Origin of the sequence: Marinobacter salicampi (genome assembly GCF_011074795.1) — a bacterium.
In the GTDB taxonomy this organism is placed as follows: Bacteria; Pseudomonadota; Gammaproteobacteria; order Pseudomonadales; family Oleiphilaceae; genus Marinobacter; species Marinobacter salicampi.
Genome location: NZ_JAAMPF010000004.1, coordinates 40,751 through 59,734 on the forward strand (window position 1 = coordinate 40,751; position 18,984 = coordinate 59,734).

Annotated in this window: 13 protein-coding genes; 7 read left to right on the forward strand and 6 right to left on the reverse strand. The window is 56.6% G+C overall.

The genetic code is table 11. The features are described 5' to 3' along the window. Positions 1–185 precede the first annotated feature (185 nt). Together G7W63_RS01715 and G7W63_RS01720 are read right to left on the reverse strand one after the other, a co-directional pair. Entirely contained in the window at positions 186–2,888 is a 2,703-nt protein-coding gene (locus G7W63_RS01715; RefSeq protein ID WP_166252218.1) for a penicillin acylase family protein, read from the reverse strand. A 257-nt stretch (positions 2,889–3,145) separates the two neighbouring features. After that, positions 3,146–5,809, reverse strand: coding sequence for a penicillin acylase family protein (locus tag G7W63_RS01720; protein ID WP_166252221.1), 2,664 nt, complete (start codon positions 5,807–5,809; stop codon positions 3,146–3,148). 349 nt (positions 5,810–6,158) lie between these two features. Between G7W63_RS01720 and G7W63_RS01725 the strand changes: the two genes are divergently transcribed. Continuing rightward, on the forward strand, positions 6,159–7,226 hold the full coding sequence (locus tag G7W63_RS01725; protein WP_166252224.1) for a GGDEF domain-containing protein: 1,068 nt from the start codon (positions 6,159–6,161) through the stop codon (positions 7,224–7,226). Here G7W63_RS01725 and G7W63_RS01730 read toward each other — a convergent pair whose 3' ends face one another. Further along, a complete protein-coding gene (locus tag G7W63_RS01730) occupies positions 7,227–8,354 on the reverse strand; it encodes a CaiB/BaiF CoA transferase family protein (RefSeq protein ID WP_166252227.1) in 1,128 nt (375 codons plus the stop codon). 192 nt (positions 8,355–8,546) lie between these two features. Between G7W63_RS01730 and G7W63_RS01735 the strand changes: the two genes are divergently transcribed. Further along, positions 8,547–9,563: an AraC family transcriptional regulator gene (locus tag G7W63_RS01735; protein WP_166252230.1), complete on the forward strand. Its 1,017-nt coding sequence runs from the start codon at positions 8,547–8,549 to the stop codon at positions 9,561–9,563. A gap of 12 nt (positions 9,564–9,575) precedes the next feature. On the opposite strand, the gene G7W63_RS01740 is transcribed toward G7W63_RS01735, so the two are convergent. Beyond that, complete coding sequence (locus tag G7W63_RS01740; protein WP_242634276.1) at positions 9,576–10,445, reverse strand: tetratricopeptide repeat protein; 870 nt, start codon at positions 10,443–10,445, stop codon at positions 9,576–9,578. 71 nt (positions 10,446–10,516) lie between these two features. Continuing rightward, a complete protein-coding gene (locus tag G7W63_RS01745) occupies positions 10,517–12,058 on the reverse strand; it encodes a DNA recombination protein RmuC (RefSeq protein ID WP_207308858.1) in 1,542 nt (513 codons plus the stop codon). Between the two features lie 395 nt (positions 12,059–12,453). Between G7W63_RS01745 and G7W63_RS01750 the strand changes: the two genes are divergently transcribed. The 4 genes from G7W63_RS01750 to G7W63_RS01765 all read left to right on the forward strand — a co-directional run bounded on the left by G7W63_RS01750 (position 12,454) and on the right by G7W63_RS01765 (position 16,304). Next, positions 12,454–12,807, forward strand: a complete 354-nt coding sequence (locus G7W63_RS01750; protein WP_242634277.1) for a hypothetical protein — start codon at positions 12,454–12,456, stop codon at positions 12,805–12,807. A 238-nt stretch (positions 12,808–13,045) separates the two neighbouring features. After that, on the forward strand, positions 13,046–13,834 hold the full coding sequence (locus G7W63_RS01755; RefSeq protein WP_166252236.1) for an ATP-dependent zinc protease family protein: 789 nt from the start codon (positions 13,046–13,048) through the stop codon (positions 13,832–13,834). Continuing rightward, on the forward strand, positions 13,831–15,354 hold the full coding sequence (locus G7W63_RS01760) for an inactive transglutaminase family protein (protein WP_166252239.1): 1,524 nt from the start codon (positions 13,831–13,833) through the stop codon (positions 15,352–15,354). The genes G7W63_RS01755 and G7W63_RS01760 overlap by 4 nt, the downstream gene beginning before the upstream one ends. Next, positions 15,351–16,304, forward strand: coding sequence for an alpha-L-glutamate ligase-like protein (locus G7W63_RS01765; protein WP_166252242.1), 954 nt, complete (start codon positions 15,351–15,353; stop codon positions 16,302–16,304). Before G7W63_RS01760 ends, G7W63_RS01765 begins: the two co-directional genes overlap by 4 nt. 157 nt (positions 16,305–16,461) lie before the next feature. Here the strand turns inward: G7W63_RS01765 and G7W63_RS01770 are convergent, their stop codons facing one another. Further along, a complete protein-coding gene (locus G7W63_RS01770; protein ID WP_166252244.1) occupies positions 16,462–18,057 on the reverse strand; it encodes a BCCT family transporter in 1,596 nt (531 codons plus the stop codon). A gap of 276 nt (positions 18,058–18,333) precedes the next feature. Between G7W63_RS01770 and G7W63_RS01775 the strand changes: the two genes are divergently transcribed. Continuing rightward, positions 18,334–18,981, forward strand: coding sequence for an START domain-containing protein (locus G7W63_RS01775; RefSeq protein WP_166252247.1), 648 nt, complete (start codon positions 18,334–18,336; stop codon positions 18,979–18,981). Positions 18,982–18,984: the final 3 nt, after the last annotated feature.

The window sequence follows — 18,984 nt, forward strand, 5'->3', positions numbered from 1 at the left end:
AAGTGTGAGCTGTAGAAATGAATCACCAAGGAATGAACAACGTACATCGGGTATGGGGTAAAGCAGTTCGACCGTTCATCCAGTCCGGTACTGGAGCCATGGTAATGGAGAGAAACTGGAGGAGAGCGAAGAAACTCAGGGCTACCCACTCTTACACGAGGGCCGCCCTGAGCAATCCGTAGTAATTACTGGGTAATAGTCATCTCACCCTGAGGCAGAACATTGGCTGCAATGTCTTCTTCACTAAAGAACAGTTGGCGGTACTCCTTATTCGAGTACTGCACACTCTGGTCCTTGAAGTTAGGTGACATGGGATCCGTGGACTGTGAGTAACTCAGCAGACCATAAGCCTCAGGTCCGTTATCGGTGAACTCAAGCCCAAAGTGCCAGCTTGTACCACGGGCCATTAGCCAGCCATCAACATTGTCGGTGCCGTCAGACAGGCCCGCTGTGTCATCGATTGTCGAAGGATCAATTCGCGGGAACCGTGTATCCTCAGCAAACTCTGAGTCCACAACACCGATCGCGTTAAAGGCCCCGTCAACGTTGCCGTCACCGCCATGCCAGGGAATCGGATCGGTCAGGAAAACCGGCACTTGCGCTGTTCCTGGCTGAGCACCACCTGAAGGACGGTAGTACTGCAGGCTTCCCAGCTCATCCGTTGGAAGAATACTCTGGGACTTGAGCGCAGTTACCCCGGCAGCCAGGGCTTGCAGCATCGAATCCTCGGGGGTCCCTTTATTGGTATCAGAAGGAGAAGAAGGCGTTCCAACAGGGTCATCCGGGCGGAAGCCAACGGTCAGATCCGTGTCAGACTGATTGTGATAGTTCGCAATAAATACGCGGAAGATGTGGGCCCCAACACTGTCGATGTTGTATAGACCGTCCCAGCTCTGAAGCGCATCACACCAGCTGGTCAGATCTTCACCAGCAACCGTGGCAGAACCGATAGCATCACACCTCTGCTGTAGTTCGGGCAGAAATTGCTCAGCGTACCAGGCACGGTTATTCCAGATCACACCGATCAGCTCTTCGGCACTGAACTTACCGTCCTGTCCTGCTGGTGCTGGGGCAGTCGGCATGCCCGTATCCATGGGATTCTGAAGCATTTTCAGGCCGAGCCGGGTGCGGGGATTGATTTCGGACTTCTCTGGCCCGAACAGGGGCGAGAAACCGGTTAGGAAAGCATCTGGGTTAGTGGCCCAATGACTGCTATTGGAGTTCTGAACCCAGTCGGTGCGTACAAGTTTGGGTTTGTTCTCGTACGGTACCAGTCCGTTGCAAGGCCCTTCCACCCAATCATCTTCAGACGTACTGCCATCCAGGAGCGTAATACCTTCCTCGAATAGAGCTGCGTACGCCGGGCTGAACTGACGCTTGAAGTTTACAAGGGCGATGGATTTTTCCGATAGATTCGGAACCGAACTGCTGTCTATGTAGAAAGCATTTCCTTGGTCGTCCGCATAGGTGGTGTTCGTCCAGAGTGTAGTGCCACACTCCTCGAACACATTCTGGAATTCATCCAAATTGGTCGCCAGGCTCATTTTCAACCATGTATCCAGTAACTGGTTCGTGTTGGCATTGGCATCCCGATAAGTATAAGCAGCAGGGGAATTATTTACGGCACCGTTAGAACCCCAGGCAGGCAGTTCGTCATCGACTGCATTAGCCGCGAGCATCGGGCCATACTCGCTGAAATAGAAGTCGCGTTCGAGAACCATCGGTTCCGTGCCGCCCATTTTCACCTCGATCTGGAAGGTTTCAACCTTTATGGGACGCTCTTCGCCGTCCTTAATATAGGTGAGGTTATCCCCATCTTTTAGGGTGAGTTCGTACCAGGTAAACCTTTGGCTGGCGCTCACAGTATGTGACCAGGCCAGGTTCTCATTGAAATTGATCAAAGGTATAGCGGTCCCTAACAGGCCTGCCCCATGTGTATTAAGGTAGCCCGGAACCGTCATCTGCACTTCGTACAAACGGCGGTGGCCAGTGTAGGGAAAATGAGGATTTGCCAACAGTGCTCCACGGCCCTGTTCGGTCATGGTTTTGCCTATACCCCAGGCGTTGCTGGCCAGACCCATCTGCTCAAAGCCACGGTAGGAGCCAGCCCCTTTCTCCGCAGTTGCGACCACCTGTTTCAACAGTTTCTCTACCTTATCGGTATCAGTCACCGGGTTCACAGGAGTAGGCGCGGGGCTCTCGTCCCGAGGAACAGCGAGAAATACAGCCCCGGTGGCAAAAGCTGCGCCACTGGCGTACTGCGCTGCAATCCGATAGTGGGCAAGCAGATCTACAGGCGTAATCGTTTGTACCCATTCAGCATTTCTGCAGTCGGCTGGCAAGTCCGCAGGATCGGTTTCCTCAACGTACTTGTTGTACCCAGCCGAAAAGCCCTCGACCATAGCGCGGCTCTCAGGATTGAGATCGTCAACCTGTTCCTCCGCTCCGCTGTATATTCGCTGCGCTTTATAGCTGAAATCATTCACTATATTCAGCCCGACGCCAAACAGGGCATCTGGCCCAGGCCCGAAATACTTCGACCGCTCGCTCCGCGCCTTTACGATAGCCTCCGCCAGCAGGCAAACGTTGTCCTGTGCCTGGGCATAGCCATGCCCAAACGCGGCGGAAGAAAGGTTATCTGCAGTTACATGAGGAACGCCTCCAGTTGTCCGCCGAATTGTTGCGGCTAGCTTTCCGTTGGCGGGAAACAACTGTTCGTTAACCTCGTTATTGTCACTCGAGCTCGAAGACGAACTCCCACCGTCAAAGCAACCGGTTAACAGCACACTACCCGCTAGCGCGAGCCCCGTGGCATACCGTCTCATCACGGCCGACGATCGGGGTGAGTTTGAGTCCACTTTCATAGTCTTTCCCTTCCTTTTTCTCATTGTTTTTATAGATCAGCACCTCTGCCAATCTCATATAAAATTAGCAGAGAAAGGCCATTTTCGCCCTAAACAGTAGGAATCTATTCAATTTAAAAAGGCCGAAATTCACGGAATGAGTAGGCAAGATTTAAGCGGAAATGCACGGCCACTGGCTGTACGGCTATTTCGGTGGCGCTGGTTCAGGTGGGGAAAATACTGGAACGAAAAACTCCGGGCGGCCCAGTCTCGCAGGCCAGGCCGCCCGGCAGGCGAACAATCTATTGGGAGACAGTCACCTCACCCTGAGGCAGAACATTTGCTGCAATATCTTCTTCAGTAAAGAACAGTTTGCGAGGCTCCTTGTTTGAGTACTGGATACTCTGATCGACAAAGTAAGGCGACATGGGATCAGTGGACTGTGAGTAGCTCATCAGGCCATAGGCTTCGGGCCCGTTGTCGGTAAACTCCAGACCAAAATGCCAGGTCGTACCCCGTAGGACCATCCAGCCATCCACACCGTTTGAACCGTCTGAGAGACCTGCCGTGTTGTCGATGGTTGTGGATGCGATGATAGGGAAGCGGGTGTCTTCGGCAACCGCACCTTCTGCAGCGTCCATGGCCTGTATATCGTTAAAGGCGCCGTCGACGTCGCCGTTGCCACCATGCCAGGGAATCGGATCTGTTAGAAAAACCGCAACTTCGTCGGTACCTGGTTTCGCGCCGCCCGAGGGCCGGTAGTATTGAAGCGAGCCGAGCTCAGCCGTTGGCTGTATGCCCTGAGCTTCAAGTATGGCCACACCGGCCGCCAGGGCCTGGAGCATGGTGTCCTGCTCGGTTCCAGCACCCACCTCCGATGGCGTCGAGGGCGTGCCGACTGGATCGTCGGGCCTGAAATCTACCGTCAGATCGGTGGCGAACTGGGTGCGATAATTGGCCATGAATACCCGGAAGACATGCGCGCCGACACTGTCGATATTGTACAGGCCATCCCAGCTATGGAGCGCATCGCACCAGGCTGTCAGGTCCAGACCCGCCACCGGGCTAGCGCCGATAGCTGTACAACGCTGCCTCAGCTCGGGCAGGAACTGCTCCGCGTACAAGGCACGGTTATTCCATACCACCCCGAGAAGCTCCTTGGCATTGAACTTCCCATCTTGCCCTGCCGGCAGGGGCGCGTCCGGCATGCCAGGCTCCATGGGATTCTGGAGCATCTTCAGCCCCAATCTGGTCCGTGGGTTGAGCTCTGCCTTCTCCGGCCCGAACAGAGGCGAGTAGCCGGTCAGGAACTCATCGGGGTTGGTGGCCCAATGGCTGCTGTTTGAATTCTGCACCCAATCTGTCCTGACGAGCTTTGGCTTGTGCTCATAGGGAACCAGGCCGTTACATGACCCTTCGATCCAATCATCTTCAGAGGTACTGCCATCCAGCAACGTAACGCCGGCATTGAACAACTCTGCATATTCAGGGCTGGCCTGGCGTTTGAAGTTGATTAGCGCGATCGATTTATCCGAGAGATTTGGAACCGAGCTGCTATCAATGAAAAACGCATTGCCCTGGTCATCGGCATAGGTGACGTTGACCCAAAGCGTGGTACCACATTCTTCGAAAACACTCTGAAACTCATCCAGATTGCTAGCGCGACTCATCTTTAGCCAGGTATCCAACAGGTCACTGGAATCGGCATTCGCGTCGCGATAGGTGTAAGCGACAGGAGCCTGGCTGACCGGACTCGGGTCCCCCCATGCAGGCAAGGGGTTTTCACCCTCATGGAGGGCCAGCATGGGGCCGTATTCGCTGAAATAAAACTCCCGCTCCAGAACCACCGGCTCCGGAACGCCAGGCATTGCGACTTCTATCTGAAAGGTTTCAGACGTTACTGGGCGCTCCTCACCATCCTTGATATAGGTGAGAGCATCACCCTCTTTAAGGGTCAGCTCGTACCAGGTAAATCGCCGGCTTGCAGAGTTGGTATGGGACCAGCCGAGGTTCTCGTTGAAGTTGATCAGAGGTATGGCCGTACCCAACAGGCCTGCACCATGGACGTTCAGGTACCCCGGAACGGTCATCTGCACTTCGTACAGGCGTCGGTGGCCGGTAAAGGGAAAGTGGGGGTTTGACATCAGGGCGCCTCGGCCCTGCTCTGTCATGGTTTTACCGATGGCCCAAGCGTTGCTAGCCAGGCCAGTATTCAGAAAGTTCCTGTCAGCGCGAGACTGCTTTTCGGCGGTGGCAACCACCTGTTTCTGCAGGTTCTTGAGCTCATCCGTGGTCGCTACGCCATCGGCGGGGGTCGGCGCCGGGCTCATATGGGGAGGTACGGCACCAAACACCGCACCGGTGGCAAAAAGCGCTCCGCTGGCATACTGGCCAACAATGCGGTAATAAGCGATCAGGTCCGCGGGGGTGATTTCCTTGACCCACTCGGCGTTACGGCACTGTGCCGGTAAATCGGCAGGGTCTGTTTCCACGACGTACCGGTTGTAGCCTTCCGTGAAACCCTCGACCAGGGCCCGGGTTTCCGGAGTAAGCTCTTCAAACTGCTGCCCTGCCCCACTATGAATTCCCTGGGCCTTATAGCTGAAGTCACTAATTATATTGATGTCTTTCGGGCCAGCTCCGAAATATTTTGATCGCTCGCTCCGGGCTTTTACGAAAGCCTCGGCCAAGAGGCAGACATTATCCTGTGCCTGCGCATACCCGTGCCCGAATGCGGCAGAAGAAAGGTTGCTTGCGGTTATGTGGGGTACGCCACCGTCTGTCCGGCGAATTGTGGCGCTGAGCTTGCCGTCAGCCGGAAATAATTGTTCGTTGATCTGGTCGCCTGAACCCGAATCTCCCCCGTCAAAACAACCGGTCAAAAGTAGGCCAGCTGCAAGCGCCAACCCCATCGCATATCGTCCCGGCAATACGCACGATTGGGCAAAAATTGAAGTCAATTTCATACTATATCCCTTCCCTGTGGTCGTTTTTTCTTATCGATCAGCCCCTCCGCCAACCTACTCCTAAACTACCAGATAACGCTTGGTTCCGCTTACAAAACGTAACATATTCCGCTTTTAAATGGTTGTATAAACTACATTTATAGTCATTCAGGGGAAACTTTAAGGTCTTGTGATCTGAAGCAAAGCAATTGCGTATCCAACGGCTACACTGTATGGCGACTATCCAATAAAAACAGCAAGTCATTTCATGGCATCCGTGAGTTCAGACGAGGACACCCCCTCTCCTTCAGACCAGTCTGAGCAGGATCTCGTTCCCCGCCACCAGTGCCTGCGGAAAAGGCGCCTGGGCATGTCGCTTATTTCCTATTTCGTCACCTTCGCCGTGGTGGTGTTCTGTTGGTACCAGGGCATGGTTCCGGGACGGGTCGTGGGCCAGTTTGCGCTTTTCTCCATCGTCCTGAACGGCGCGTTCTGGGTACTGATTCAGTCAGATTTCAATCTGCGCTTTAAAGACCCGAGCATGACCGGCGCCCAGATGGTGCTATCGCTATTGCCCGCGCTCTGGGTCATGTTTCACCTGGACGCCGGCCAGGCACGGGCCGCCTTTCTCATGATTGCCATGGTACCGCTGCTTTATGGCATTCTGGCCCTGAGTCTCCGTCAATTCCTGGCCGTGAGCCTGTGGTTTATCGCTCTGTACGGCTTACTCTATCTGGCGATCTGGACCTTCAAGCCGCACCTGCTGACCGGCGCCCGGGATATGGTACAGACCCTGGCCTTTGTGCTTGTCATGGCGGAAATGGCCATCATCGGGGGCTTCATCAGTGGCCTGCGGGGCAAGCTCCGGGACCGGAACCGCGACCTCAAGGCAGCCATGGCCCGGATTCAGGAGCTGGTGAATGTTGATGACCTGACCGGAGTCTATAACCGCCGGCGTTTGTTCGAGGTTATCTCCGAGGAGTCCAGCCGCTACAGCCGCACCCCCGGCTCGTTCTCCCTGTGCCTGCTGGACATCGATCATTTCAAGGAAGTGAATGACAGCTATGGCCACCAGGCTGGCGACACCATCCTCAAGACCGTGGCCCAGTGTGTCGCGAACGACCTCAGAGCCATTGACTGTTTCGGACGCTATGGTGGCGAAGAGTTCCTGATCGTGCTGCCCCAAACTCCCCTCAACGGCGCCAGCGTCAAGGCCGAGCGAGTCCGCAAAGCCATTGAAGAGCTGCGTTTCCCCCAAATCACCGACGCACTCCGGATTAGCGTTTCCATCGGAGTCGCTGAATACGTGTGCGGGGAAAATACTGACGAAACCCTGGCCCGGGCTGACCAGGCTCTCTATCGGGCCAAAGACAGCGGGCGCAACCAGGTGATTACCAGCGCTGCCCCGGGCCCTTCTGCGGCAGTGGCAGCGGACTGATCACTTGTTGAGCAGGGCGTCGTTGTCGGCACCCAGGGGTTTGCCGGTATAGCGGCTGGCACAAGGGGTGCGGCTGAATTTGATGGGGTGACCGATCTGGCGCTGGCATGTTCCGTCGCCCCGGTCCACCTCGATGACCATCTCCCTTGCCTGCATTTGCGGGTGCCTGGAAGATTCGCCCACCGTCAGTACCGGCTCCACACAGGCGTCCTGTTCCCCCATCACTTGCTGCCATTGGGCCAGGGTCTTGCCGGCCACCGCTTTCTTTATGGCCGCCTTAAGTTCCGCCTGGTGGGCCGGCTTCTGGCTCAGGCCGTAGCTTGTCAGTTCAGGAATCTCCAATACTTCGCACAAGCGCGCGCAGAACTGGGGCTCCAGACTGCCTACCGACAACCAGCGTCCGTCAGCGGTTTCGTAATAGTCGTAGAAAGAACCTCCATTGAGCAGCGAGCTTTCAGGCGCCGGCTCCTCACCGCCCCCAAGGCAGGCTGCCCCTGCCATACCGTTCAAGGCAAAAGCCGCATCCGTCATGCTGATGTCCACGAACTGGCCTTCGCCGCTGTGCTGTCGATGTACCATGGCTGCCAGAATACCCATGACGGCATGATGTGAGCCACCGGCGACGTCCGCCACCTGGATACCTAATGGCGGCGGCCCGCTCGCCCTACGGCCGCTATGGCTGCTCACCCCAGCCAGCGCAAGGTAATTGATGTCATGGCCTGCCCTGTTGCGGTAAGGCCCGGTCTGGCCATAGCCGGTGATGGCGCAATAGATAAGCTGTGGGTTGATCTCCTTGAGCACGTCATAGCCGATACCCAGACGACCCATGACCCCTGGCCGGAACTGTTCGATGACAACGTCGTAGTCAGCCACGAGTTTTTTGATGATGTCGGCGCTGCCGTCCTTCTTGAGGTCCAGACCCAGGGAACGCTTGCCGCGGTTCAGGTAGGCATGGGCGGTACTGACACCGCCGTCATGGGGCGGCATGACCCGGGTCAGGTCCATGCGGTCAGGAGCTTCCACCCGCAGCACATCCGCTCCCATGTCAGCCAGCATCATGGTGGCGTAGGGCCCTGGCAACAGGGTGGTGAAATCCAGGACCTTCAACTGACTCAGGGGGCCTGTCATGATGTCTCCTCTGGTTAGACGTAGTTATGGCTAGTTGGATGGTGTTAACCGATGCTGACCTGTTTTTCGGTCCAGGCCAACCGCCAGTTGCGACATTTCCAGTGACCTTTTCTTCCAACCTTTCCCGAGGCAGTTGCAATGCACGGAAGGGGTTTTATGATGGTGCTCATTTCCAGTTTCAGGATGTAATTGATGGCAGACCTGACGGTTTCCCGGCATTTTGTGCAGGCGGCCATGACCGGGGCCGAGCGCCAGGGCTACGATGTCCAGGCTATGCTGCGGCGGGCGGGCATTTCCCCGGAATTGCTGAAAATCGATATGGCCCGGGTCAGCAGTGCCCAATACAGCCGCCTTATGCAGGTGCTCTGGACCGAGATGGACGATGAGTTCATGGGCCTGGGTCCGCGCCGGGGCCGCACCGGCACCTTCGCCACCATGTGCGCCCTGGTCATCGACTGCCCGACTCTGGAGGCGGTTTACGAGCGCGCCTTTCAGTATTCGCGCCTGTTTGAGCCGGCCCTGGCCATGAAGCTGGCAACGGAGGGCGACGAGGCGCGGCTGGTGGCGCTTATAGAAGGCGAGACGAACGACCCCATGCACTTCCTGCAGGAGAGCCTGCTGGTGATCTGGCACCGCCTGGGAAGCTGGCTGATTGGCCAGCCGGTGGAACTGAACAGCGCCGCTTTCGACTACCCGCGGCCACCCCACGGGGACGAATACCGACATATATTCCACTGCCCATTGACCTTTGATGCCCCGGAGACGGAACTCAGATTCGACCGCCGCTTTCTTGGCGCGCCGGTCATCCGTGATAAATCGGAAATGCACCAGTTCCTCAAGACCTCACCGGCGGACCTCCTGTCACGTCCGGATGAGAGCAATACCTACACCGGTCGCATACGAACGCTGATCGGACGTGACTTCTCCCGTTCATTGCCGGATTTCGAGTGGATCGCTTCAGAACTGCACACCAGCCCCCAGACACTGCGCCGTCGGCTGAAGCAGGAAAACACATCGTTTCAGGAGATCAAGGATCTGTTGCGCCGGGACCTGGCTATCTACTACCTGAGCCGCCCGGAACTTCCCATCAACGATATCGCCCACCGGGTGGGGTTTACCGAACCGTCGACCTTTCACCGGGCATTCAAGAAGTGGACCGGCGTCACCCCCGGCGCCTACAGGGAAGGTGACCGGGGGGACAAAGACTGATGGTTTGGGGCGTTAGCCTGGCGTCTGCAGGGTCTTGATCAGTCGGCCCAGGGTCTGGGCAACCTCGGCCGCACGGTCGCGGTTATCGGACAGTTTGAATAGCCGGGTGCCGTTGCGGGGATCATAAACCCAGCAGGTCTGGTTGACGCCATTGCAGTCCCAGTTAACGCTCGGATCGACGCCATAAACAGAAAGACTCTGGCTCGACAGCCTGCGTTCGACATCGCTGTCTTCCTGGCGCCGGGATTCCTGGATAACAAGTTCACCGCCGGAGCCGACCGACACACGGTACAGGATGTCGGGCTTGGCCCCGGCGCGGACAATGCGCTGCTCTTCACGCCAGCCGGCCATTTCCAGCAGGGTATTAAGGTGTATTTTCAGGGCCTCGACATCGGAATCGGCCAGGTAGAGCTGCTTCAGCTTGTCCACAGGCTCGCCCTGTCCGGCAGGCTCGATCATGGCAACGCGGTCGTTGCCATTACCGTTGCCATTGGCGGTCTTGCCTTTTTGCTGACGCTCGACTTCCGTAATCAGCCTCAGGGCATCCTTGTAGTATTCCCCCTCTTCGCCAGCAGACTCCACATAGCTCTCGAAAGCTGACTTGGCCTCGGCATGGTGACCGGACTGGAGCATGACCTTGCCGCGGTAATAGGCATAGGCGGCAGGTTTTGATGCGTCCAGTTTCTGAATGCGATTGAGGAATTCTCCGGCATCGCCCCAGCGTTCCTCCTGAACAGCCTGTTCCGTGGCCAGCATCAGGCGACGGGTTTCATGTTCCGGCGCCAGGGCGTTAGCCTGGGCTGCCCAGAGTGCGCTGACAAATACCAGTCCACCGAAAAAACGGTGGCAGACCCTGTTACTGTTGGCGTTCATTCCCGTCATCTCACTTTTCCGGTCCCGGTTATCGGGCACCTGTTGTTATGGAGCCTGGTACAAGTGCCAGACAGCCAGCTCTAGTTGCCGTTGCTTTCGGCATCCTCAACACATTCGCGACCCTCAGGGCCTTCGACACCTGCAGCACGGTCACTGTCCTGCTGATCATCAGCGTTTTCGGTATCGACTTCTGCCTGATCCATCACGGCCTTGGGCAGTTCTTTTTTAACACGAACCCCCAGTTCCACAAAGCGATTGGCCTGTGCGATAAGATTGCCCCGACCCCGGGTGAGGATATTCATGGCGTTGTCGTAGGTGCCCTGTACCGTTTGCAGTTGTGTGCCCATTTTCTCCATGGCTTCGACGAATACCCTTAACTTATCGTAGACCGCCCCTGCCCTATCCGCTATGAGACGGGCATTCTGGCTCTGGCGCTCATACCGCCAGATGTTCTCGATGGTCCTCAGGGTAGCCAGGAGCGTGGTGGGCGTGACCACGATGATCTTGTGCTCGAAGGCTTCGCTGAACAGTTTCTCGTCCTGCTGGAACGCGGCCACAAAGGCCGGCTCAATCGGCATGAACAGGAATACGAAATCCGGTGAATGCAGCCCGCTGAGCTGGCTGTAGTCTTTTTCGCTCAGACTGCGGATATGGTTACGTACTGCATCCACATGGGATTTCAGCGCCACCGCTTTGAGCTCTTCATTTTCTTCGCTGACCCACTGCTGGTAGGCCGCCAGGGAAACCTTGGAGTCCACCACCAGATGACGCTTGTCGGGCAGGTGCACAATGACGTCCGGCCTCAGTAACTGGCCGGCGCCATCCCGATAGCTGCCCTGGGTGTCATACTCAATACCCTTGCGCAGGCCTGAACGCTCCAGCACCCGCTCAAGAATCACCTCGCCCCAGTTGCCCTGAATTTTCTTGTCGCCCTTGAGTGCCCGCGTCAGGTTGGCTGCCTCCTCGGTAATCTGCATGTTCAGGGCCTGCAGGGACTTAATCTCGCTACGAAGGGCCTGGCGGTCTTTGGTTTCAACGGTGTAGACGTCTTCCACCCGCTTGCGGAAATCCTGCAATTGGTCCCGGAACGGATTCAGCAGGGTATCCAGACTGGTGCGCGTCTGCTGGCTGAAACGCTCACTTTTCTGGTCGAAGATCTTGTTCGCCAGGTTTTCAAATTCCTGTTTCAGCGCGTCCCGGTTCCTTTCCAATAGGGTCAGTTTTTCATCTGTCGCCCGGCGCTCTTCCTCCAGGGTCACTTCATACTCACGGAGTTTGATTCGCGCTCCATGAAGCTCCTGGGTCAGAGCCTCGTACCTGTGTTTGTGTTCGCCAAGTTCCTGCTCAAGCTGGCTGATCCGATGGGCCTGGGATTCACCCTGGGAAGTAACAGAAGCCAGCCGGTGCTCGCCGCTGGTGGCCTGCTGCCGCCAGTGCTCAACCGCCGCCAGCAGTTTCCTGTTATCAGACTGCAGATGCTCCAGTTGATCCTTGGTCTGACCAGACTGCTGGTCCCGCAGAGCCGTCTCATGCTCGAGGTTGCGTAACTGATCCCGTGCCTCGTCCCGCTCCCTTTGCAGCTCGACGTTCAGAGCGTCCCGGATCCGGCAGCGGCGCTGCATCAAGGTTCCCACCAACAGACCCGCAACCACAGCCGCGGCCAGAATCAGACCTGCCAGTTGCGGGGTCAGGTCAGTTACTACTGTTTCAAACACAGACAGCTCCTGCTTCGGGTTATTTATGGGGCCAGATACTTTTGCGTCTCAGAATTGGGCTCCATTTACTCATGCACCCCGACCGCGTCCGCTCGATTCTGCGCCTTCTTTACCGGGCACAGCAGACAATTTTACCGGCCACAGCAAACAGTGTTTAACAGCAGGAAACGCATTTTTGAGACGTCGGACCGGTTCCAATGCATCTTTTTTTGGAATTCCGTCGTAACATAGTTTAAACGATAACTGAGGGATAGTTTGCTATCCTCAAAGCACCGGACACGCTCCAGCATCAGGACATGACCATGTTCAAAGAACTCTGGCGAAGGACGCTCGGCCAGCCAGGGCTGGAAGGAAACACTGCGGCTAGCCGGAAGGACCAAACCTTAAGCCTGTCTTCGAATATGACCCACACCGGGGAATTTCACCTGGAGCGCCTAACTGCCTTGGTGGAGCAGCGCTATGGTGAGCGCTTTGACGAGCACGAGGATGATGCGATCCGTCACCTTATCCGTTATGCCTCCCGCATACAGGACCAGGATATACAACGGGAACTGTTGTTGTTCTACCTTAACTGCTCTCCCGTGGTACAGGATTACCTGAAATCAGAAGACGTTTTCAGCGGAGATCACTTTATCTCGCGCAGCAATGACAAGTAATACCGATAGGTAGTACGGCCTATTTGCGCGCTGCTCCACCGGCCCAGCTGAATATAAACCGTTATAATCGCTCATGATCACGACCTTACAGTACCGTATGTGCCCTGTCGCAGCGACTGCTGTATACTCCTGCCGTTATCCGTAAAGCTACCCGATAACCATACTGTCGGTTCGCCGTTCAAGACACCAGACTGTCCCCTTGAGGTTCAGTCTCAGTTCAACGATTCTGAGGTTGAGAATGCTGTCACGCAGTACCCGCTACTCCGGCCCCGCGCTTCTGTTACTTATTGTTGCTTTGACTTCGGGCTGTGCCCGGTCTGGTTTCTTTGTTGAATCCCATGATCTCAAGGAGCTGAGCGCAGCGGTATCACAGCAGGAACGGGAAATCGCCTTTCTCCAGAATCTGACGCTGGAACAACAGAGACTCATTCTGTCTCAGCAGGACCATTCCACCGACCGTATCGTCAACAGTATCCGTGAACAGGTGGAGAAGCCTTCCTGTCCCCCTGCCCAGGAACAAAAGTCGTGCCCCACCCAAACCAGGAGCGCCGATCAAAAAACCCGGACAGACAAGCTGAATGGCAAGCTCATTGTGGGAGAGCTTGAGAAGTTCTTCCTGGTAGGCCCGAATTTCGTCTATGACGCCCGTATCGACAGTGGCGCCACCACCTCGTCCATTGACGCCCGCAACATCAAGCGTTTCGAGCGCAATGGCGAGAACTGGGTAAGGTTCGACGTGCCGATTCCCGGCGACGAGGAAAACTTCAAAACCCTTGAGCGCGAGATTGTCCGAAACGTACGCATCGTCCAGGCCAACGAGGAAGATTATGATCGCCGGCCGGTTGTGGAGCTTCAGTTCGCCATGGGCGACCATCAGCAAAAGGCAGAGTTCACCCTGACTGAGCGGGCACACATGACCCATCCAATCCTTATAGGCCGCAATATCCTGCGGGATGTCATGCTGATTGACGTGGGCAAGGAATATGCCACTGAGCTGCCACCAGTCGCCGAGAGCAATGCCAATTGAAACCCAGGTCCCGTTACCCGTTTTATTTCGGCACATTTCTGCTGATCACCGCCGGCATATTGCTGGCGGTTCTGCGTCATGTGGAAATGGGCATCCCCTGGCTGGCTGGCGAGCAGCGCCCCGTGTGGATGGTGGAAGCCCGGGTTGATTTTGTAGCCCAGGGCGAGCCGGTGCTGGTGAGCCTGAATATTCCCGAGGACCCGCCCGGTTTCAGTATTCTGTCAGAGCAGGCGGCATCGCCGGGCTACGGCTTCTCCATTGTGGAAGAAGGCAGGGATCGTCGGGCGGAATGGACCATCCGCGACGCCAGCGGCCCCCAGACCCTGTACTTCATGGTGCAGATGACGCCTGACAGCTCGTCCCAACCCAAAGCCCGGGACCAGCGAGTCATGCAGCCGGAGGTAGTATACTGGGAAGAACCCCAGGCCACCGCAGTGCAGCAGATTCTGCAGCGCGCGGCGCAAAAATCCAGCACCCCCGAGAGCATGACAAGGGAGCTGATCAAACTGCTCCAGTCCGATGACCCGGACCAGAACACCGCCCTGCTGCTCAACAACACCAACGAAATCGAACTGCTTACCCGGATGCTGAACCACGCCAACATTCCGGCCCGGGTCGTGGACAGCCTGAAGCTGGAAGATGCCCGGCGGCGGCAGGGATTGCGGCAGTTCCTGCAGATCCATAACGGCGAGGAATGGCTGACTTTCAATGCCCAGACCGCGCGCCAGGGCCTGCCTGAAGACGTTGTACTCTGGCGGGAGGATTCCGCTTCGCTGATCGACCTGACGGGTGGGTCCGACTCGCAGGTCAGCTTCGCCATGCTGCGCCAGACCGTGCCGGCCCTGCAGCTCGCCCGCTCTGAAAGCGAGAGCAATGGCCTTGGCTTCCTGAGCCTCTATCAGCTGCCCATTGAAGAGCAGAGCATGTTCCGGATGCTGCTATTGCTTCCCCTCGGGGCCCTGGTTGTAGCCTTCATGCGAATCGTCATAGGGGTAAGGACCTCAGGCACGTTCATGCCCGTGCTGATTGCGGTAGCGTTTGTGCAGACGTCTCTGGTGCCGGGGCTGGTGGCTTTCATCTCGGTCGTTGCCATCGGCCTGTTACTCCGGAGTTATCTGTCCAGCCTGAACCTGCTCCTGGTCTCAAGAATTTCAGCACTGATTATCCTGGTCATATTCATTACCACGGGCATCAGCATTGTGGGCTACCAGATGGGCTTCAGTACCGGTATGACGGTCACCTTTTTCCCCATGGTGATCCTGGCGTGGACCATCGAGCGCATGTCCATTCTGTGGGAAGAGGAAGGCCCTCGGGAAGTCGTCACCCAGGGCGCAGGCAGTCTGTTCGTTGCCGTTCTCGCCTACCTGGCCATGAGTGTGCCGCTTGCCGGCCACCTGACGTTCAATTTCCCGGAACTGCACCTGGTGGTATTCGGTATCGTTCTCCTGCTTGGCCAGTACACCGGCTACAAGCTCACTGAGCTGAGCCGGTTCCATCCCATGAAGGTCTACGATAAATGAAGTGGATCTCGCCGTTCGCCATGAACAGGCTCGGCCTGCTCAACATGAACCGGCGCAACGTCGACTACATCCTGCGCTATAACGAGCGGCAGGCCTACCCACTGGTGGACAACAAGCTCAAGACCAAGCTGATCGCAACTGAGTACGATGTAAATACCCCCGAACTCCTGCAGGTAGTGAGGCAGCAGCACGAGATCTCCCATTTCCGGGAACGAGTCGAACAGCTCGAGGGTTTTGCCATCAAGCCCTCCAAGGGCTCCGGTGGCAAGGGCATCATGGTCATTCTCCGGCGGGAAGAGGAAGACTACATCAAGGCGTCTGGTGTCGCTGTGTCGCTCAGCACTCTTGAACGCCACCTGTCCAATATTCTTGCCGGACTCTATTCGCTTGGGGGCGCACCCGACGTGGCCATCATCGAAAGTCTGGTGAACTCGGACCCAAGGCTGGCCAAGTACTCGTTTCAGGGCGTTCCCGACATACGGATAGTGGTTTTTCAGGGCTACCCGGTGATGGCCATGCTCAGACTGGCCACCAAGGACTCAGACGGCAAGGCCAACCTCCACCAGGGCGCTGTGGGTGTGGGCCTTAACATCGCCAATGGCCGCTGCCTCAACGCTGTCCAGTTCAATCGCCCGATCATACTCCACCCGGACACCGGCACACCGCTGAACAGCATTGAGATAGATGGCTGGGAGCAGATGCTGATTATGGCCTCACGCTGCTATGAAGCCACCGGCCTGGGCTATATGGGTGTTGACCTGGTGGTGGATGCCGAACGCGGGCCCCTGCTGCTGGAGCTGAACGCCCGTCCGGGTCTGGCTATCCAGATGGCCAATGGACGTGGCCTGCTGCCCAGACTCAAGCATGTTGAAGGTCTGGAGCGGCCTCACTCAAGCCCTGAAAAACGTGCCCACTACGCCATGGCCAACTTTGGTGTTGCACAGCCATAAGCACCCAGCCATAAGCACCCACCGCACAAGGGAAGCCTGAGCGCTAGCGCAGCAGAGAAGCTGCAGCTAAGGCAGCGCCGAACCGGCGTATTTCAGCTGTATTCAGCATAAAAAAACGGGGCCGAAGCCCCGTTTTTTTATGCCTGACCCAGTGTTCCTAGGTCATTTTTCCTTCCGCAATCAATAGCTTCCGCTCATGATTCAGCCCTTTCATCAGGCTGTAGCACATCACCAGCAGTACGAAAGTGAAGGGTAGCCCGGCACTGACGGCGCCTGCCTGGAGCGCACTCATGGCATCGCCGCCGCCACCGAAAATCAGCGCTGCAGCTATGGCACCCTCCATCACTACCCAGAACACCCGCTGGCCGGTGGGCGCATCGGTCTTGCCGCCGGCAGTGATGCTGTCAATGACCAGAGAGCCCGAGTCGGATGAGGTTACGAAGAACACCAGTACCAGAAGAATCGCCAGGAAGGAGCTTATCGCCGTGAACGGGATATTCTCGAGCATCTGGAACATGGCCAGTGGCACCGACGTCAGGCCGTCAGAGGCCAGCGCGCCGATCTCGTTCTGGATCTGGTCCAGAGCCGAGCCACCAAAGGTGCTCATCCACAGCACAGTGATCAGGGTGGGTATGATCAGTACCGCAGTCACGAATTCACGAACTGTGCGGCCCTTGGACACCCTGGCGATGAACATGCCTACGAAAGGCGACCAGGAGATCCACCACGCCCAGTAGAACACGGTCCAGCCATGGAACCAGGTCTCGTCTTCACGGCCGAACGGGTTACTCAATGGAATGATATTAGTGGCATAGCTCGAGGCTGTGGTCCAGACGGTGCCCAGGATCGCCATGGTGGGACCGGCGAACAGTACGAAGAAAAGGAGGAATCCGGCAACGATCATATTGATGTTGCTGAGTACCTTTACACCGCCCTCAAGGCCCCGGAGCACTGACAACAGCGCTACAAAGGTCACACCTACGATGATGGCCATCTGAACATTCATGCCTCCGTCTATGGCCGGAAACAGATAGGCGAGACCGGCGGAGGCCTGCTGGGCACCAAAGCCAAGGGATGTTGCAAGGCCAAAGATGGTCGCAAGTACGGCCAGAATATCAATGAGGTGGCCAGGCCAGCCCCAGACACGGTCACCCAGGATCGGAAAGAACGCTGACCGGATGGTCAGTGGCATGCCCTTGTTGTACGTAAAGAAGGCCAGGGACAAAGCCACCACCGCATAGATTGCCCACGGGTGGAGGCCCCAATGATACATGGTGCCCCCCATGGCAAGCTCGGCGGCTTCCGGGGTATTGGCTTCCACGTTGAAGGGCGTGCCGTACCAGCCGGTATAGTAAGCCACCGGTTCCGCCACTGCCCAGAACATCAGACCGATACCCATGCCGGCTGCGAACAGCATCGAGAACCAGGAAAGACGGGTGAACTCGGGCTTGGCGTCAACGCCACCGATGCGTATCTTGCCGACCGGCATCACGATCAGAGCGAGGGAGAACAGCACGAAAATGTTCGCGCTGAGCAGGAAGAACCAGTCAAAACCCGATATGGCTCCATTCTTGGCCCCGTCCAGCAATTCCTTCGACAGCGAAGGAAACATCAGTGTGCCAACGACGAAAAGGACAATCAGCACGGATGTCACTGGAAACACAATATTGTGCATGTCAAAGCCGTACTTCTTGACGTTATCCTGACCCGCCACGTAGTCGGTTTGATATTCGTCTTCCAAAGCCTTGCCCACAGGGGAACCCCCTCTTGTTGTGTATGTGAAATTGGTAGAGCCCAAAATGCGCGGAACGCACCCGATCGTCTTATTTACTCAACAATTATTTAGGTTACAGACCGGTCAGTTTATTGTTTCGAGCACGAAAGATCAAAGTCTTACCCAAAAACGACCAATAATCGAACCCATAACGAAACAAAAACGTCAGAATCAGAACTGTTTCCTTGTCAGCACCCTGAAGTGATGGTTTTCTTCCCTGCACAAAAATAAATCGCTTCTGCAGGAGACAGGGACATGTTCTACAACGGCCGTTTCGGCGGGATATTACTGGCGCTCGCATTGGCCATTCCGCCAGTGCTGGCGGACAACAGGGAAGGTAGCTGGTACGAGGTCGGTGAGAATAATTCGGTCAAACTCTGGCGCCTGGATGTGCCCGGCGAGGCCCTGCCCGGTTTTCGCGGAGAGATAATGATTGAAGGTCCTGCCGAGGCGGTGCTGGCCCAGGTTCAGGATGTAGATAGCCATACGGAATGGATGTATCGCTGCGCAGAAGCTCGCGGTGTAGAAAAACTTGATGAGCACAGTACCGTTGCCTACAACCGAACAGACTCGCCCTGGCCTGCAGCTGACCGCGATGTGGTGGTAAAAACCAGTGTTACCCGGAGCCAGGGTGGCAAAATCCTGCAAATGGCCTTCCAAAATGTGGAGTCCGACCAGGTCCCCAGGAAGGAGGGCGTGGTCCGCATGCCCCGGCTTGAAGGCGCCTATACGATGACCGAGGTCGGCCCGAATCAGACACGGGTCACCTACCAGGTGGAAGTGGATATCGGCGGCAGGATTCCGGGCTGGATCGCCTCGATAGTGGCCCGGGATCTGCCTGTCAAAACACTGACCAGTTTGCGGGCGCGGGTGGAAAGCGAGAGGCTGGTTTCGTCAAAGTAGCAT

Bases quoted from the DNA above. Each gene is read 5' to 3' on its own strand.
- G7W63_RS01715 (WP_166252218.1), bottom strand. From the start codon at position 2,888: ATGAGAAAAAGGAAGGGAAAGACTATGAAAGTGGACTCAAACTCACCC.
- G7W63_RS01720 (WP_166252221.1), bottom strand. From the start codon at position 5,809: ATGAAATTGACTTCAATTTTTGCCCAATCGTGCGTATTGCCGGGACGA.
- G7W63_RS01725 (WP_166252224.1), top strand. From the start codon at position 6,159: ATGTCGCTTATTTCCTATTTCGTCACCTTCGCCGTGGTGGTGTTCTGT.
- G7W63_RS01730 (WP_166252227.1), bottom strand. From the start codon at position 8,354: ATGACAGGCCCCCTGAGTCAGTTGAAGGTCCTGGATTTCACCACCCTG.
- G7W63_RS01735 (WP_166252230.1), top strand. From the start codon at position 8,547: ATGGCAGACCTGACGGTTTCCCGGCATTTTGTGCAGGCGGCCATGACC.
- G7W63_RS01740 (WP_242634276.1), bottom strand. From the start codon at position 10,445: ATGACGGGAATGAACGCCAACAGTAACAGGGTCTGCCACCGTTTTTTC.
- G7W63_RS01745 (WP_207308858.1), bottom strand. From the start codon at position 12,058: ATGCAGCGCCGCTGCCGGATCCGGGACGCTCTGAACGTCGAGCTGCAA.
- G7W63_RS01750 (WP_242634277.1), top strand. From the start codon at position 12,454: ATGTTCAAAGAACTCTGGCGAAGGACGCTCGGCCAGCCAGGGCTGGAA.
- G7W63_RS01755 (WP_166252236.1), top strand. From the start codon at position 13,046: ATGCTGTCACGCAGTACCCGCTACTCCGGCCCCGCGCTTCTGTTACTT.
- G7W63_RS01765 (WP_166252242.1), top strand. From the start codon at position 15,351: ATGAAGTGGATCTCGCCGTTCGCCATGAACAGGCTCGGCCTGCTCAAC.
- G7W63_RS01775 (WP_166252247.1), top strand. From the start codon at position 18,334: ATGTTCTACAACGGCCGTTTCGGCGGGATATTACTGGCGCTCGCATTG.